This window comes from Fulvivirga sp., from assembly GCF_040218215.1.
In the GTDB taxonomy this organism is placed as follows: domain Bacteria; phylum Bacteroidota; class Bacteroidia; order Cytophagales; family Cyclobacteriaceae; genus Fulvivirga.
Genome location: NZ_JAVJQL010000014.1, coordinates 122,337 through 141,326 on the forward strand (window position 1 = coordinate 122,337; position 18,990 = coordinate 141,326).

General features: G+C 37.5%; 8 protein-coding genes. 2 read left to right on the forward strand and 6 right to left on the reverse strand.

Features of this window, described 5'->3' with window-relative positions; all coding sequences use genetic code 11:
• Positions 1–22 precede the first annotated feature (22 nt).
• The 6 genes from RIB54_RS09265 to RIB54_RS09290 all read right to left on the reverse strand — a co-directional run bounded on the left by RIB54_RS09265 (position 23) and on the right by RIB54_RS09290 (position 14,973).
• Positions 23–3,313, reverse strand: a complete 3,291-nt coding sequence (locus RIB54_RS09265; protein WP_350100640.1) for a VCBS repeat-containing protein — start codon at positions 3,311–3,313, stop codon at positions 23–25.
• The gene (locus RIB54_RS09270; RefSeq protein WP_502879615.1) at positions 3,314–6,595 is read right to left on the reverse strand and encodes a VCBS repeat-containing protein; all 3,282 of its coding nucleotides are present in this window, start codon (positions 6,593–6,595) and stop codon (positions 3,314–3,316) included.
• 2 nt (positions 6,596–6,597) lie between these two features.
• Positions 6,598–7,149 (reverse strand): hypothetical protein, encoded by a 552-nt coding sequence (locus tag RIB54_RS09275; RefSeq protein WP_350100642.1) that lies wholly within the window; start codon positions 7,147–7,149, stop codon positions 6,598–6,600.
• Between the two features lie 10 nt (positions 7,150–7,159).
• Complete coding sequence (locus tag RIB54_RS09280) at positions 7,160–10,420, reverse strand: VCBS repeat-containing protein (protein WP_350100643.1); 3,261 nt, start codon at positions 10,418–10,420, stop codon at positions 7,160–7,162.
• A 67-nt stretch (positions 10,421–10,487) separates the two neighbouring features.
• On the reverse strand, positions 10,488–12,017 hold the full coding sequence (locus RIB54_RS09285; protein ID WP_350100644.1) for a RagB/SusD family nutrient uptake outer membrane protein: 1,530 nt from the start codon (positions 12,015–12,017) through the stop codon (positions 10,488–10,490).
• Positions 12,018–12,039: 22 nt separating this feature from the next.
• Complete coding sequence (locus RIB54_RS09290) at positions 12,040–14,973, reverse strand: SusC/RagA family TonB-linked outer membrane protein (protein WP_350100646.1); 2,934 nt, start codon at positions 14,971–14,973, stop codon at positions 12,040–12,042.
• Between the two features lie 334 nt (positions 14,974–15,307).
• On the opposite strand from RIB54_RS09290, the gene RIB54_RS09295 reads away from it, so the two are divergent.
• Entirely contained in the window at positions 15,308–16,339 is a 1,032-nt protein-coding gene (locus RIB54_RS09295; RefSeq protein WP_350065977.1) for a LacI family DNA-binding transcriptional regulator, read from the forward strand.
• A gap of 160 nt (positions 16,340–16,499) precedes the next feature.
• The gene (locus RIB54_RS09300) at positions 16,500–18,911 is read left to right on the forward strand and encodes a glycoside hydrolase family 31 protein (RefSeq protein WP_350100647.1); all 2,412 of its coding nucleotides are present in this window, start codon (positions 16,500–16,502) and stop codon (positions 18,909–18,911) included.
• Positions 18,912–18,990: the final 79 nt, after the last annotated feature.

Consider the following 18,990-nt stretch of genomic DNA (forward strand, 5'->3'; position numbering starts at 1 on the left):
TCTTTAAATATTTAAAATTCTATCAATTAGATAATCTGTAAGTTTTCACCCTTCCATTGTTGAGGGCAAACAAATAGTAGGTATTGCCATTGACTTTTAGTATTTCGCTGGCATTCACTTGCCCTGTGATATTCAAACCTGAATTTGGATTAGGCAAATATTGAAACCCTAATGTTCCTTTGTTTAAAGCAACACCTCCATAGCTACCATCAAGTCTGCCCAAATTTACATGCATTTGATCAAAATTACCTGTTGCAGTAATATCAACCAACTTATCATTGTTAAGATCATGCAAAAGGAAACTATTAATAGATGAAAATTGCATTTCTTGAGGCAACGGGTTGGCTGAAAAGCTGCCTTGATCGTTAATAAAAACCATTGACCTTAACTCCTGAATTTCCTTTTTTTCAGAAACATCAATACTTTCCTGATCAAACAAGCTTTCTATTCCATTTACCTGCATGGCATAATCTTTATAAGAACCATATCTTTTTTTGATCATAACCACTTGCTTTTCTATTTCGTCTTTGGTGAAAAGTGGTATATACCTACCTTCCTGGCTTTGCATTATTATAGGATCAGTTCTCCCATTATTATCAAAATCATTAATATATAGTTTTAGTGGCTCTGAAATACTTGCTCTAAATTTATTATTCAAACCAATATTTCCTCCAACCAAGTCTTGATCTCCATCATTATCGATATCTGCAGCATCTATAACATTCCAAAATCCACTAGAATTAGGAATTACTTCTTTCTTTACGAGCTTATTAGCTTCATTCACCAAAATGGTGATGGGCATCCAATGTCCGGCTACTACCAAATCAACGTCACCATCATTATCATAGTCTGTCCAGACAGCCGATTTAACTAACCCAAATTTAGATGCAACAGGCGCAGTGCTACTGGTCTCATCTTTAAAAGTTCCATCCCCCTGATTTATCAATAATGTTCCTGACGTCCCTATTCCATATTGTCCAACCCCATTTAAATACCCTATAAACAAATCTTCATCACCATCACTGTCAAAATCACTAATAGCAATTGCGGATGAATTAAGTCTTGTACTTGAAAAATTCTCCGCTCGTGTGAAAATGGAATTATTGTTAATATAAAGTCTGTCTTCCAGCAAAGGATGACCGTCCGTAAACTGATATCCAGCACTAAGAACTACTAAATCCAGATCGTTATCATTATCCACATCAACAAACTCAGCCTTAGAATCTTCAAAAGCAGCATCTTTTGCAAATGCAACTTGAGCAACATTAAGAAACTCACCATTTTCACTTTGAATGAAGATAGATGCCTCTTGTCCTGCACCTCCTCCTATGAATACATCATCAAGGTTATCACCATTTATATCACCAACGGCTAAAGCTGGTCCCTCCGTAGATAATCGATAAGGCAATAAATATTCAAAATTATGATCTTTATATTTTATGTTCTCTTCGTGTTTGAACAATACCAAATCATCGGCTATTTGAAACAAAGGAGGCCGGTTACTCTCTCCTAATTCAATTCCAACTTCAGGTTCAGCTAAGGTTATCCTTTGATCAGCTTTTAGATTGGTCATCAATTGTTTTTTTCCTGATGCCCAATGAATTTCAACAGTATCTACAATTGTACTATTGCCCAGTCCAAGTGTCATGTTGGGCTCACCGGAAGACTGAAATCCATGTGTAGTTGTTAAATAACGCTGAATAATTCTGCCGTCAGTTTTCAATTTTATGCTCGTTCCAAGTGCAAAGGTATTTTGGTTCTTTCCTTCAAAATCGAACTTTATAAAATGTTTCAAGGAATCTCTCTCACTATTATTCCGGTAGACAAAGGCCTCTTGATTAACATTGTTAATAACCAAATCCAAATCACCATCGCCATCTAAATCACCATAGGCCGACCCATTTGAATAAGACGGTTGATCAAGACCCCAACTTGCTCCTACATTATCCCATGACAAATCACCTTTATAGCTAAATGTTTCATTAGGAATCTTCAGCGTAGGCATTCTTTTGATCATTTCCCTGTTTACGCTATCCTCATTGGTCTCATTGTATCGTAGATTAGCCAAATTGGAGATATATTGAATATAGTCCATATCATTGGGACGTTTGAATATTCCATTTGAGATATGAATATCATTAAAACCATCATTATCAAAATCCGCAATAAGTGGCGACCAGCTCCAATCGGTGGCAAAAATACCGGCATACAGTGCTATATCTGAGAAATTACCATTTCCAGTGTTCAACTGAAGGGTGTTTCTGGCCAATTGATGCCCATACCCGAAATCAAGTTTTATGTCATACACCTCTAGCTTATCCTCACCTCCCGATTTCATCAAAATAGTTGGATCTTTAGGTAGCATGTCTGTAGATATAATATCATATAGTCCGTCACCATTTACATCGCCAATGTCATTACCCATTGAGTATCTACTGCTGTGCCCCATTACATCATAAAGCGACTCGGTAAATGTTCCATCACCATTATTGAAATACAAGTAGTCATTTTCATGAAAATCATTACTCACATAAATGTCAGGATGACCATCCTCATTTAGATCAGATACCCCAACACCTAAACCATATCCAATCTTACTACTATATATACCCGCCTGCTCAGTAACATCTAAAAACCGCTGGTTGCCTTGAGCCACCTGGCTTTGCATAAGTTTGTCACCAGATTTAGCACTTACCTCTTCTCTAAGATTTGACCTCCCATAATTACCCACAGAATGAACAGAATGGTTTAGCAAATACACATCCAAATCAGTATCACCATCATAATCAAAGAAAACGGCATGTGTCCCAAAACCGGTGAAATTCAAGCCATATTCTACAGCCTGTTCTTCGAAAACTAAATTCCCTTTATTAATAAAAAGCTCGTTGGCGCCTTTCAGGTTTTTATAATCCCCAACATTACTTACATATATATCCAACAGACCATCAGCATTTACATCAGCCATAGTAACCCCATTGGACCAGCTTGTTTTGCCTCCAACACCGGCTTGTTCTGTGATGTCCTTGAACTTAAAATCCCCCTCATTTAAATAAAGCTTGTTTTCACCCAAATTAGAAGTAAAGTAAATGTCCGGAAGGTTATCATTATTTATGTCTCCAATGGCCACACCTGCGCCATTATAAAAGTATAGGTATTCAATGATATTCAGTTCCTCACTGGTTTCGACAGTATTCACAAAGTCGATACCTGTGACATTGCTCCCAAGTAAATCGAACAGTTTGTCAGAAGGAACTTCCGTTTGTTCAATACACCCGGATACAAGTAGTAATAAAAATAGAAGGTATTTCTTCATTTAAAATCCAAATTGAAGAAAAGCATTATTATTTCTTGCAATTATTAGCCTGTTACCTATAACAAAAATATCCCGGACTTCACCATCTGTGATGAAGCCTCGATTTCCTTCGTAGGTCTTAAACTTGTTTCCGCCAAGATTCTCCAGATATAAACCATAACTAGCATCATATCTGCCCACTTCTGGTTTAGCAGCATATAAGTTGCCCCCTAAAACAATATCCATATCGCCATCCTTATCAAAATCAAAGGCTTTAATGGCGTAAATAGGACTCAACTGAGCTTCCAGTGGCAAATCCATGTATGAGAATTTCCCATTACCCTCATTGATAGCAACAATTGATTTAAGGCTATTCACTTCGATTTTTAAGGCCTTTTTAAACATTTCTTCGCCTAAAATTTGCTGAAGAGTGGCATCCTTAAATGATTTATAATCAGGGTATTTCTTCAACACAAACTTCAACTGCTCTGCGAGATTATGTCTAAGGGCAAATGGATATAAATCTCCCTTCTCATTACTCCAGGCCAATATTGGATCAGAAAATCCATTCTTATCATAATCGTCAACAACAAGGTACAATGGCTTTTCCTTTGATGTTTTAAAGCGGCTATTTAAACCATGGTTGCCCAAAATAAAATCCTCATCGCCATCATTATCAATATCCACAGCCTCAATTGTATTCCACCACCCTTTCATTGAAGTTAGTGATGTTTCCAATTCTTCGAACTTACCATTGGTATTAGTAAATGTTCTAATACCTAAATACTCACCCACAATGACTAAATCATTATCTCCGTCATTATCAATATCAGAAGTGCTGGCATCGGTAATCATACCTATTTCTTTAAGACCAGGAGCTATTGTATCTGTAACATTACTAAAGTTTCCCTTACCATCATTTTGTAATATGTAGCCGCTGGATGGGAATCCATTCTGGAAAGGAATAAACCTTTCACCAACAAAAAGATCGATATCCCCATCATTGTCATAGTCAAAAGGCTTAACCACTGAAGTCACCTTATATTTATCAGCTGCCGGAAGCACCTGCTTTGAGAGTTCAAATTTCCCGTTTGTATTAAAATACAATTTATCCTTTAACGGCTCTGATACCGCTGAAAATTCTGAACCTCCAGTACATACATATAAATCCAGGTCTCCATCTCCATCAGCATCAAAGAAGGTGGAGCCCTGATCTTCTGATTCCCGTTCACCAGCAAAGCTTAAAGAGTCAACTATAAAACCGTTTTCAGTGGTTAATATGAGTTGCCCTGAAAACCCTTTTGACCCACCGATATAAAAATCATCAAGCCCATCACTATTAATATCTGCCACAGCCACCTTTGGTCCTTCTGTGCTGCTCATGTGATACTTTAGTCTATCACGATTGAACTCGACAAACTTATTTTCATGATGCGAAATGTTTAAGGACTGAGGTTCGAAAATATTAGATGGTCTTTTAGCTTCCAGAATAGATTGGTCACTCTGATTAATATTATTTTCATCCAATAAAATAGTTTGGTTGGGAACTACATTTTCCAGGTAAGATACTTTTTGAGAAGGCCAAATAATTTCGATTTTCACTTTCTCACCATTTGGCAAACCTACAAGTGGCCTGTAATCCATTGAGCTTTGAAATCCCCGGGTTGGTTGTTGTTCGATATAAAAGATTTGGTTGCCCTGATAAACAGTTACCTGTGCTCCAACAGCAAATGTGTTAGGCTCCTTTCCTTTAAATTCAAATCTGATGTAGTTCGCAGAATCTTTACTTTGTTGTCTGGCATTGTTCCTGTAAATGAATGCCTGCATATTCACGTTATTTACCACTAAATCGAGGTCGCCATCATTATCAAAATCGCCATATGCAGATCCATTTGAAAAAGAGCTCTGATCTAATCCTAATGCTTCAGTTTTGTCTTCAAAACTTAAGTTACCATTATTCTTAAAAGCCTTATTGCTAATAGGGTTTGAAGGAATAATTTCTATTAACTTTTTATAGTTTACCTTATTATTTTGAATAACCGACTTAGCTATCTCTTCATTGGAAATATAATTAAGATAGTCTTGATCTGTTAGATCTTGATAAATGCCGTTGGCCACGAAAATATCCTTATAGCCATCATTGTCAACATCAAAAATCAACGCTCCCCAACTCCAATCAGAAGCCTCTACGCCTGACAATCGACCTATCTCGCTGAAGGTCTTATTAGCATTGTTAAGTTGAAAAGTATTACGCGTGAATTGATGATAATAGCCATTTTTAACATTATAGCTGTACTTATCAAAATTCTCAAAAGTCGTCACCGACTTTAGGCGTTTATATTCATCCGGAAGCATTTCCGTAACAAATATGTCCGGGTACCCATCATTGTTGATATCAGCCATATCCGCACCCATAGATGCACCGCTTATGGAGTTCATTGAGTTAGTCAATTGTTCTGAAAATGTGCCATCCTGATTATTATAGTAAAGGTAATCCCTTTCAAAGAAGTCATTGGAAACATAAATATCTTCCCATCCATCTTTATTAAGGTCACCTATGGTTACTCCAAGTCCAAAGCCTATAATGCTTCCATATATTCCCGCCTCTTCGCTAACATCTTCAAAGAACTTTCCATTGTATCTAAGTAGCTTGTCACCACCTAAAGAGTCTCGCACTCCTCTTTCATTCCTTTCCAAGTTAAAGCTTCCTATGGCTTGGTAGGAGTTATTTAATAAGTAAACATCAAGATCTCCATCTTTATCATAATCAAAAAATGAGGCGTGAGTACTAAAGCCCTTATCATCCAAATGATATTCTCTCGCACTTTCAGTAAAAGTATTATCCTGATTATTGATAAAAAGTTCATTCTGCTTCTTATCACCTTCTATATCCCCAGAATTACAAACATAGATATCAAGCCAACCATCACCGTTAACATCTGCCATCGAAACCCCTGTTGACCAGCCCATTTCTCCACCTACACCCGCAGTCTCCGTGATATCCTCAAATTTAAAATCTCCTTTATTTAAGTAAAGTCTATTCTTTTTTTGATTCGCAGTTAGGTATAGATCAACTAACCCGTCATTATTAATATCACCTATGGCTACACCTCCACCGTTATAAAAATTGCGGTAAGTGTAGACATTGAACTTTTCATCAAACTCAAGATTATTAGCGAAGCTAATTCCCGTTTGAGTTGAATCTAATAAACTAAATAATTTCTCCTGCACTTGATCTTGATCATCAGTTTTACAGCTTGCAAAACCTATAACCAGAATAAAGAATAACTTTGAAAATCTCATCATTACGAACTAATAGAATGTTTGAATTGTGGATGAAGTAAGTCCTGAACCTTCACTACCACTGATTGTGTATCCTTGATATATATTAAAATGCGCCTATTGGCATCTACCTTAACCTTAAGCTTCTCTCCTCTAACTTCTGTTTCGATAAACTCATTACCCTTGTACCAAGTTTCTATCATTTTAACAACCTTTGGCTCAAGGTAGTCAGACTGCAATTCCCTATTCCATGGCGCCCATGCCATGTAACTAAACTCAATGTTCATTGCTGTCAATTTATCTTCATCATCAAAGTCTGGATAAAACAGGATCCTGACCGGGGTAGGTTTAGAATGAAACAAAGAATCTTGAAATACATACTGAACAGAGGAATTACTAGGGCCCTGTGTTACTAACTGCTGCCTGTTTAATTCAAGGCATCTTTGATAAAAGCGTGGCCTAGGGTCACCAAAATTAATGTCGAAAAGTACAGAATCTAGCCTCTGTTCTTTTTCTAATTCACGCTTCACTAACCTAGTGTATTCCGATTCGCAGCTCGCAAATAAGAATATCACGATCACCAAACTAAAAATGCACCTCATAGTATTCAACAGCTTCTCCATATTTTGTAACAACCAAATATTTTTTCTTTTCTATATCAATACTCTCAATGTCCCTTATCTGCCCAGGGATGTTGAGGGAAACACCATTCATAAATTTAAAACCTTTCTTATTTTCTCCTTTGAAAAACCATCCATTGGAAGCATCGAACCTACCAAATTGCGGCTTAACCTTATATTGATTTCCACCGGCTACTAAATCCAAAACACCATCTCCGTCAAGATCTTCAATATGCAATGCATAAATTGGGGCATATTGTGCCTGCTCTGGCAAATCTATCAATTCATAGCCATTTTCTGTGGAAAGAAGCATAATTGATTCGAGCTTGTTTACCTCAAATATAGTGGCGTCAGACAGATCTTTTTCGCCAAATAAGTCCTCCATGCCCATTGAAGCATAATTCTTATAATACAACAACTTCTTCTTTAATATCGGGAGTTGGGATATTAACTCATCTTTATCTAAAATTGGAAAATACTTGCCATTTACCTGGGTACAGAATATTTGTTCTACAGAGCCATTACCGTCAAAGTCATTGACATACATCCGGTCAGTTGGCTTGAAAAAGGAATTTAACCCATGGTTGCCTAACACAAAATCTGGTTTTCCATCGGCATTTAAATCTGCCGACTCAATGGTGTTCCACCATCCTTCTGATTCTGTAATTTTTTCCTCAACTTGAAAACCCGAGCCTTTATTTATCAAAAATGTAACTGGCAGCCAATCACCCACAATTATCAGATCCATTTTTCCATCTGCATTGATATCAGCAGCAACTGCATCTGTGACCATTCCTATACTCTTCAAAGCAGGAGCATATGTATCTGTAACATCAGAAAACACCCCTGTACCGTCATTTTCGAATAAAAATCCTCTACCACCTATCCCATAATAAAAAGGATCAAACCTTTCACCAATGAAGAGGTCACTGTCTCCATCATTATCAAAATCCAATGCTACAACAGTGCTTGTACTTATAAAAGATTTAAAAGGCAATTTATTTGGAGACTCTGTGAAATTACCCTTCCCATCATTAATTAAGATTTTATCCATCAAAACTGAGGAAGATGACGGGTAAAACCTACCTCCTGAAGCGTAATAAAGATCTAAATCCCCATCTAAATCTGCATCAAAAAATACTCCTTCAGTAATCTCAGCCTTCGAATTATCAGTAATTGTTGAAACCTGAAATTCATTTCTGATAGACTTGATTATTGCACTTTCCTGATCCTTACCACCGCCCACTAATACATCACTAAACCCGTTATTGTCAATATCGCCAATTAATAATTTAGGTGTTTCATTGCTGTACATCATAGGCAATAATCTATTCCTGTTAAAATCCACCATCCCATTTTCCTTGTGGGTGTATGAAGGCAGGTTTTGAACCTTTACCAGTGAAAGACCATTCTTTTTGGATGGGGGAACATAATTATAATCTCCATCACCACCCTTGCTAATCTTTATTTGTTGGTTAACTTTTAAATTAAATTGCTTTGTTGTTTTGCCATCTGGCCATTGGACAATGAGTGAATCAATATGCTGGACTTCCTTACCTAAGCCAATAACTACTTTATTGTCTACAGAGCTTTGGAATCCTCTGGTGACAAAGTTATCAGCGAAGAAACTTCTTCCACCAGCGTAAACAATTATTTTAGAGCCTACTGCTCCTACATTCTGTTTATCTCCGCTTAAGGATATGCTAATATTTTTGTATTGAATAGAATCAGTATTATTTCTATATATCTTGGATACTGAGTTAATATTATTCAAAACCAAATCTAAATCACCATCATTATCCAAATCGCCATAAGCGCTTCCATTAGAGAAGGTAGGTTCAGAAAATCCCCATTGGTCAGCTACATTTTTAAAATTAAAACTTCCTTCATTTTTATAGGCATAATTTGCAACAGCAGCAGAGGGCATTGTTTCAACCAGATTGGTAATGACGTCCTCTTTGTTTTTTATCATTTCTTTAATGCGCTCATTAGTCGCCTGATAGGTTAAGTAATCCCTGTCCAATAAGTCTTTGTAAATACCATTGGCAACAAAAATATCACGTAAACCATCATTGTCCATATCGAATAATAATGCTCCCCAGCTCCATTCTGTAGCTGCTATATCAGATAATCTACCCAATTCAACATAGGTACTATCCGATATGTTCTTTTGTAAAATATTTCTGGGAAACTGGTTATGATAACCGTTACTTACATTGAGCTGATACTTATCCCAGTTTTCATAAATGGCTTTGGTTTTTCTACGGCTTAGCGAGTCCGGTAGCATCTCAGTTACAAAAAGCTCTGGCCTTCCGTCATTATCAAGATCAGCAACATCCGCACCCATAGAGCCCATGCTTATAGATTCGAAGTATTTTGTTAGTGATTCGGTAAAACCACCCCTCTTATTATTAATGTATAAATAATCTCTTTCAAAGAAATCATTCGAGATAAATACATCAACCCAATCATCATTATTAAAGTCACCCAGGGTAATGCCTAACCCAAAGCCTATATTACTATTATAGATACCCGCCTGTTGAGTATAGTCTTCAAAATGACCTTCATTATTAATTAGAAATTTATTACCTCCTCCCTGTTCATCGGAAATATCCCTTTGGTTTTTAATTAAATCATAATTACCAACAGACTTGATTGAGTTGGTTAATACATAGCAATCCAAATCCCCATCCTTGTCATAATCAAAGAAAGCAGCATGAACTGAAAGTCCTTTAATATCCAACCCATATTCTTTAGATTTCTCTGTAAAAGTCAGATCTCCGTTGTTAATGAACAGTTCGTTACTTCTATTAGGAGTATTAGGATCTCCTGATTTACATACATATATATCTAGATAGCCATCTGCATTAATGTCTACGAAGGTCACCCCTGTAGACCAAACCTCAGGGCAGGCCACACCGGCTGAAGTTGTTATATCTTTAAATTTAAAATTACCCTCATTGAGGTAAAGTTTATTATCTACCTGATTACCTGCAAAGTAGATATCGGAAAGTCCGTCATTATTTATGTCGCCAATCGCAACACCACCTCCATTGTAGAAATTACGGTAGGTATAAGGATTAAGTTCCTCTGTAAAGGTGAGGTTATTTGAAAAGTCAATATTGGATTGAGTAGTAACATCAGAAAACAAAAACTCTGCTTTTTCGACCTTCTCGGTACAACCAACAACAATTATAAAAAAAACAACTCTATAGTAGTACTTCATATATCAATAAAATGGCGTCCAATAAATTGGACGCCATTTTCAATTTAATAATGTCTAAATCTAGGAATTAATATCCAGGATTTTGAGATAATGGAAATGCTTCTGATGCAGATGCATTAATTTGCTCAATTGGAATAGGCATTATGTCATAATCAGGATTACTATGAGCATCCTTCTCCCACCAAGCAGCTCCCCATTGTTCAAATCTGATCAAGTCAGTTCTTCTTAATGACTCTAAAAATAACTCTCTACCTCTTTCAGCTAGAAAATCAGCTTCTGTCATTGTTGTAAATGGAGTAGCACTGGCTCTACTTCTTAACTGATTTACAAGATCAACTCCCGCACTCCAGTTACCTGCTTGTCTGCATTGAGCCTCTGCCTTGTTCAACAATACCTCACCGAATCTTAATAACGGATAATCATTATCCATTTCAGGACCCTGACCAATTTTGAAACTGAACTTACCAAAACGAGCTCCAGCTTGTCTGGAACCGTTAGGGAATAGCTCATTTATCTCAGGGGTGTAATTAATTTCAGCACCATCAGGATCAGCTTTGTCAAAAGCCAAATCCAGGATTGGGTTACCGTCTAAGTCAGTTTGTGGTCCAACAATAAAGTTGTTTTCCTTTCTATTATCACCATCAGCATAAGAATTATAGAAGTCCTCCAATGTAGAGTAACCATTCCAAGGCTGCTGCTGCAATCTGAAAGTTAATTGACTTGGGTAGTGCAGCGTAAACTGTGCAATATTCATTCCTGTACCTGTAGACTCATCAAATGGTGCAACAAAAATATGCTCAACATTATCAACGTTGTCAGGGGCAAATACGTCTGCATAGCTAGCAGACAATGAATAGTTACCTGAATTTATTACCATGTCAGCCGCATCAATAGCTTCCTGATACATGGCAGTGCCGGTATAAACCTCAGCATTTAAATACAGTCTTGATAGCAAAGCATAAGCAGCACCTTGGCTCGCTCTACCGTAATCAGCTCTTCCAGCCGTAAGGTCAGGAATAGCAGCTAACAATTCGGATTCAATAAAATTAAAAGCAGCAGCTCTATTAGTTTGAGCAACATCAGTACCTGGTGTAGTTACCAACTTAATATTACCAAACATATCCATCAACTTCCAGTAAAAATATGCTCTAAGCATTCTAACCTGAGCAGTACCTGCCGCATCAAGTCCACCTTCATCAAGTAGTATATTACACTGAGTAACACCACCATAAAGGTCTCCCCATGCACCATTTATACCTCCTTGAGCTGGATTGAAGTCATGCTGGTGGGTTTGCAACCAAATACCACCATCAAACCAGTCACCACCTTTTTGGGTAATAACCGCCTCATCCGTTGAAATCTCAGCAACTGAAAAATAACTACCGTGATTGGCAGTACCGTTTAACAATCTAGTGAATGCAGCAGAAAGACCATCGCTAGGACTTTGAGCATTGACATTATTTCTAATACCAACCCCAGGATTTGCAGGATCAAAATCAGAAGTAAAATCTCCCTTTATCTCCTCGTCCAAGTCTGTACAAGACAATGCCAGCAGACTCAGAGGAATTAAGAATAATATTTTAAATAAATTTTTCATAGTTTTTAAATTTCTCTATTAATTATAGTCCAAGGCTTACACCAAAAGTGAATGTTCTTGCAGTGAAATAGTTATTTCTTCTGTCAATACCTGGAGACAATACGTCAGGGGTTGTACCCAAGAATCCACCATTATCAACTGGACCAAAATCTTGAAGTATTGGCTCAGGATCAATTCCAGTATAATTTGTTATTACGAAAGCATTCTGAATGTTGGCATAAACCCTCAAGTTTTTAATGTTACTGGCTTTAGAGGTATTAAATGTATAACCAAGTGTAACGTTATCTAGTTTCAGGAAATTTGCCTTTTCGACATATAATGAGCTAAACTGAGCAGAAGTTAAACCATCCACAGCTTCATCAGTACTGATTCTATTGTAGGAGTTAATTGCTCCTGGATCAATAGGCTCATAGAACGCTCTGTATGTATTCACCAAACTATGACCAAAGGCACCTCTAAAAAAGGCATTGAAGTCCCAATTTTTATAAGTAACCTGGTTAGTCCAACCTACTTCTAAATCTGGAATACCGTTTCCTAATTCTTGGAAATCACCAGCAGGGTCTAAAGCTAAGCCTTGATCTGAATTTACTGTTCCATCACCATTTAAATCCGCAAATCTTGGTGCGCCATTGGACTCAACACCTTCAAATACGGGTCCCCATATTTGACCAATCTCTTCTCCAACAGCCACTCTAATCAGGTTTGTGCTGTTTTGACCAGGAGCTCCTAAATTCGCTCTGGTTTGCTCATCGATTATAAACTCTTCCAAAGTAGTTGAGTATGTGCTCAAAACAACTCCTGGCGTCCATCTAACTTCACCAATAGCTATTGAGTTGTAGTTTAAAGACAACTCAGCACCTCTAGTCTGTAATTTACCAGCGTTTTCAAATCGTGTTCCTGATGGATATAAGTCAGTAGGCACTGCTCTTTCCAAAATAAAGTCATTAATATCCCTAGTATATATGTCCAAAGCACCTGTAAGCTTTCCTCCTAAACCAAAGTCAATACCCAGGTTAATTTCTGACTTTTCTTCCCATTTCAAATCAGGGTTAGCATCTCTTACAAGAGAAACCTGTCCACCACCTTGGAAACTATAGTTATATAAATCTTGTGCTAAACCAGAAGGTCCCGGCAATGATCCTGTAACACCATACCCTACCCTTAATTTTAATACATCAACTCCACCTAATTGAAGATAGTTTTGAAGATCAACTCCTACTCCTAACGCAGGAAAAACACCCCATTGGTTATCTGCACCCAATTTCGTTGAGCCTTCTCTTCTTACAGAGGCATTGAAAAATATTGCATTATCAAAGGTTAAATTTACTCGGCCAAAAAATGCAATGATTCGATTTTCAGGAGAAGCACTGCTGCTAATATTAACATTTGACGCCAATCCAGAAATTCTGTCACCTGCAGTTTCCAAAGCGTATTGACCTAATTCGTCACTTGGAAAATTACCTAGTTCAATAAAGATATCTTCAAATTCATCTTCCTGGAATGAATAACCGGCAGATACGTCAAGATTAATTCTATCGAAACCTTTTGAATATGTTGCATATGTTTCAAACAGGGTGAATTTGTTGTCAGAAGTATACCTTCTTGCCAAACCTCCTCTATTAAATCCTCTAAAAAGTGACGCTCTGGAATAATATTCTCCATTCAATACATTAGTGTATTGCTGACCGTAATTAGCCGTAACCGATAACTCATCTGTTATTGCAAAACTCATTTGAGTATTAAAATTAAGATTTTTCCTTTTTCCAGTATTTGTATTTTGATCTATGATAGCAACTGGGTTAAAGTTATCGAACAAAATTGCCTGAAAATACTCTCCGTTGTCAAATCTTATTGGGGCAGTTGGGTTGTATAACACTGCATATCTAAGAGCCTCGTTAAACGAAAAATCACTCTCTCTATTTGTCATAGACATATTGAAATCAACCGTTAAACGGTTATCAAATGCCCTGTGATTTAAACTTGCTCTTGTGTTAATCTGATCAAATCCAGACTTTTTCAAAACTCCTTCAATATTTCTGAAATTTGAAGAAAGTCTGAAGGTTGTAGTCTCATTACCTCCAGAAACAGCTATATTATGTACGTTAGAAACAGCAGTTCTTGTTACCTCCTTCTGCCAGTCAGTATTAGCGCCTAGATCATTACCTCCTGCAGCAATATATTCTCCTGGCTCCATGACAGGTTGTTGATTTAGAACTGAAGCAGCTGCAACGTATCCATTGTAATTTACAGATACACCGCCAGTTCTAGAACCTCTTTTAGTTGTTACAAGTATAACGCCAGAAGAACCTCTACTACCATAAATAGCAGCTGCCGAACCATCCTTAAGCACGTTCACAGATTCAATATCATTAGGGTCTACGTTATCAAGAGATGCTCCAATAACACCGTCAACTACAACCAAAGGTTCTGTATTTGCACCTACGGTAGAAATACCTCTTAACCTAATAGTTGAATTGGCATTTGGATTACCCCCTTTGTTATATACGCTCAATCCAGGCACTTTTCCCTGAAGTAATTGAGTAGCATCATTAATGTTACCTTTGTTAAACTCCTTTTCGCTAAGGGCTACAACAGAACTGGTAATCTCTTTTTTGTCTTGCGAGCCATAACCCACAACGACAACTTCTGATAATTCAGTTACATCAACCGCTAAACTCACATCTACCACCCCTCTAGATCCAACAGCTACCTCTTGAGTTGCGTAACCTATAAATGAAACAACAAGTGTTGCTCCGTTTTGAACTGACAGCTTATAGTTACCGTCAATATCCGTAACAGTACCATTACTAGTACCTTTTTCAACTACGTTAGCTCCGGGGATTGGATCACCAGAACTACCATCAGTTATTTTTCCACTCACGGACATTTCCTGGGCGTACATGACACCCGCGGCCGCGAGAAAGAAAAACATAAACATTAGTAAAAACTTCTTCATAAGGTTATGTTTTAAGTTAAGTTTAAAGTGTTTAATAATTAGATTTTTAATTACATACCGTATCAATTATAATAAGAAATCGTTTGCATTTCCTAATAATAAAAGCACTTATTCACCGAAAAATTACCGCAAACGTTTACGCAAACGTTTGTGATTTTATTATAATTTAACATTTTTTTTCGAAACATGCATCCGATTGCACAAATTCATATTTTACAACACCATACCAAAGTATATTTTGTGTTATTGCACAATTTCAATATTTACTCTAAATAGACAGCGGATTTTATTATCTTGGCACAGTTAATTACTACCGTATTCTGTAAACTAAATAATGAAGAACAATCAAATAACAATTAAGGACATAGCGAGAGAATTGGGAATATCTCCTTCAACTGTTTCAAGAGCTTTAAAAGACCATCCAGACATTAGCACTGCAACAAAAAAGGCGGTGAACGAGTTAGCTGAAAAACTCAAATATACTCCCAACTCTATAGCCCTGAGTCTAAGGCAAAGTAAAACCAATACCATAGGGGTAATCATCCCTGAAATAATACATTTCTTCTTTTCTACTGTTATTAGTGGTATTGAAGATATAGCGTATGATAAAGGTTATAGTGTTATTGTATCGCAATCCAATGAGTCTTATGAAAGAGAAGTTATGGATTCAAAAGCACTATTTAATAACAGGGTTGATGGAATGTTGATCTCCCTTTCTAAGGAAACATTAAAGTACGACCATTTTCATACTATTCATGAAAGAGGGATGCCGCTGGTTCTTTTCGATAGAGTTACTGATGCCATTAATTGTAGTAAAGTAATAGTTGACGATTTTGATGGAGCCTTTAAAGCGACAGAGCATCTCATTCAACAGGGAAATAAAAGGATAGCCCATTTATCAGGGCCATCTAATTTGGAGATCAGTAGAAACAGGCTTGCTGGATACAAAGCCGCTCTGGAACATTACAGTATACCCTACCGCGAGGAACTAGTTATGGGTGACTTCACCTCAGAAGATGAAATGGTTGCCAAAAGTATTGCCGCCAAATTGTTTGCCCTGCAGAATCCTCCAGATGCTCTTTTTGCCATTAATGACATAGTAGCCCTTGGCGCTATGATGGCCGCCAGGGAAAGAGGTTTGAATATCCCAAATGATTTTGCAATTGTAGGGTTTAGTAACTGGAGGTTCACTTCGCTCACAGAACCTGCAATGACCACTGTAAACCAACCTGGGTTCGAAATGGGACAGGAAGCTGCCAGACTACTTATCAAGCAAATTGAGGCGAAAGATGATGAGGTTATAGAACCTGAGACTAAAGTGCTTAAAACCAACCTAATAGTAAGGGGTTCTACAATCAAAAAATAGACTACTTAAACAATGCTTCTTTTTGGAGGTGGTGTTATTCTCAACTTCAAACGATTGCGGTCATTTTTTGACTCACATAGTACTCAATCAGTTTAGTAATCACTAATTTGGTTTGTTTTTAGAGATTAATTATTCTCTATTCTGAACCGAATTAGTACTGATGGATAATACAAAGAATAATAAGTTGAGCCAGGATCTTGGCGCATTTGAAAGTTTCAAAATCAAGGCTGATGGTCTTCACTCCAAAACCAGTAATGGTAATTTCATAGTTAAGGTTTATGATGCTGGCATTGTCAGAGTTCATATTTATTTCGGAGAGACTACTGACACGAACAAATACAGTGTAATTGCAAACCCTGTTGAAGACAAGTTCAGTATTGAAGATACCGAAAGTGTAATTCTTGTTAAGACATCTCTCCTCAAGCTTGAAATATCAAAATCGCCAGTAAGGTTTACCTTTAAGAAACCAGGTGGACAGATAATTTCTGCTGATGACACTTTTGGCTCATCCAGGATTGGAGACCAAATAACCACATATAAAAAACTACAAGAAGGTGAGCGCTTTATAGGGCTTGGTGAAAAAACCGGTCCGCTGGACAGAAGAGGTCAGGGTTATGAACATTGGAATACAGATAGCTTTGCCTATGGGTCAGAGCAAGACCCGCTTTATTGCTCTACTCCTTTTTACATTGGGTTACACAACAATCTGGCTTATGGCATATACCTTGACAACAGTCACAAGTCCTTCGTAAATTTCGGAGCGTCCAATGACAGATTTTCGAGCTTCTCAGTGGATGCCGGTGATATGGACTACTACTTCATCCATGATAATAATGTAGAAGGTATTATTAAGAAATATGCTCACTTAACAGGTACAACTCCCCTTCCTCCACTCTGGAGCATAGGCTATCAGCAATGTCGTTACAGCTATTACCCTGATGTTGAGGTTGAAAGAATTGCAAAAACATTCAGGCAAAAAAACATTCCTGCTGATGTGATTGTGCTTGATATCCATTACATGGAGCAATATAAAATCTTTACCTGGGACAATAAAAAGTTCTCAAAACCAGCTGAATTGGTACAACACCTCAAAGAATTGGGATTTCATGTAGTGGTTATGTGTGACCCTGGAATAAAAATAGAGGATGGTTATACTGCATATGAATCTGGTAAGCAAAATGATGTTTTTATTAAATATCCTGATGGCACTAATTACAGTGGAACTGTATGGCCAGGATTGTGTCACTTTCCCGATTTCACCAAAGCTTCCACAAGAGATTGGTGGGAAGAAAATTTAAAGTCATATACGGAGATCGGTGTTGACGGATTCTGGAATGATATGAACGAAATAGCCACATGGGGCCAGATGCTGCCCGAATTAATAGAATTCGACTTTGATGGCGAGAAAGACACTGCCCGAAAAGGTCGTAATATATATGGCTTTCAAATGAGCAGGGCAACATTTGAGGGGACTAAAGCAGGGTTAGAAAACAAACGCCCATTTAACCTTACTAGAGCCGGTTTCTCGGGCATCCAGCGTTATGCAGCGGTGTGGACAGGTGACAACGTGGCTAGCGATGAACACATGATGCTTGGTGTAAGATTAGTCAACAGCATGGGACTGGCAGGTATAGCTTTTGCCGGGTACGATGTCGGTGGTTTTGTAGGCAATGCAAGTGAACACCTGTTTGCCAGATGGGCTCAAATAGGCTCCTTCTCTCCTTTCTTCAGGGGGCATTCAATGATTAACAGCAGGGATTCGGAACCCTGGGCTTATGGTGAGCAGGTAGAAGAAATATCTACCAACTTCATTCGTCTTAGGTACAAACTGATGCCATATATCTACTCGCTGTTTTTCGAAGCGTCTGTCAGTGGCATGCCATTACAAAGAAGTTTGGCCATCAATTATAGTTTCGACCACAATGTATATAGTGGTCTGTATCAAAATCAATATTTGTTTGGCCCGTCCATAATGGTTGCGCCTCTGGAAAGTGACAAAACACTTACCAAAGTATATTTGCCAGAAGGCGAATGGTATGAAATGTTTAATGATCAGAAATTTGAAGGTAATCAGGAAATGATCATCGAGTGTGGCATTGAAAAGTTACCTGTATTCATAAAATCATCTTCAATAATTCCGGTTGTGCCTCAGGCAAATACCAATACCCAAGGGCTCGGAGATACTCTGGAGATTCACGTTTATGCCGGTCATCAAGAAAATTCCTTTGTTTATTACGAAGATGATGGCGAGTCTTATGACTATGAAAATGGACAATATCACAAAAGGACAATTGTTTACAATCCTGAAAATAATTCAATAACCCTGGAAGAGATTGAAGGAAGCACTAAATCAAGATATAAGCATTTAAAATTCTGCCTGCATGCCTTTGACGATAATTCATTCACTTTACAAGGCCAACATGCAGCAGCTCATAAGCATGAGTATAGATTTATAGAGCCAATTTCAAACTTTGATCCGTTTGGAAACGAAACTGGTGAAGGTTTAAAAATTAAAGAGATCAAGTCAATTGAAACGGAGTATGTCAATGATGTCATCATCCTGAAATGGTAATGCTCGTGGCCATGATGCGTTAATAAATAATGGCCTGCATATCTGGTTAGAATAATTAGTTAAGAATAAAAAAAATCGT

Excerpts from the sequence above, each read along its gene's own strand:
- RIB54_RS09300 (WP_350100647.1), top strand. The coding sequence starts at position 16,500 with ATGGATAATACAAAGAATAATAAGTTGAGCCAGGATCTTGGCGCATTT.
- RIB54_RS09285 (WP_350100644.1), bottom strand. The coding sequence starts at position 12,017 with ATGAAAAATTTATTTAAAATATTATTCTTAATTCCTCTGAGTCTGCTG.
- RIB54_RS09295 (WP_350065977.1), top strand. The coding sequence starts at position 15,308 with ATGAAGAACAATCAAATAACAATTAAGGACATAGCGAGAGAATTGGGA.
- RIB54_RS09280 (WP_350100643.1), bottom strand. The coding sequence starts at position 10,420 with ATGAAGTACTACTATAGAGTTGTTTTTTTTATAATTGTTGTTGGTTGT.
- RIB54_RS09290 (WP_350100646.1), bottom strand. The coding sequence starts at position 14,973 with ATGAAGAAGTTTTTACTAATGTTTATGTTTTTCTTTCTCGCGGCCGCG.
- RIB54_RS09265 (WP_350100640.1), bottom strand. The coding sequence starts at position 3,313 with ATGAAGAAATACCTTCTATTTTTATTACTACTTGTATCCGGGTGTATT.
- RIB54_RS09270 (WP_502879615.1), bottom strand. The coding sequence starts at position 6,595 with ATGAGATTTTCAAAGTTATTCTTTATTCTGGTTATAGGTTTTGCAAGC.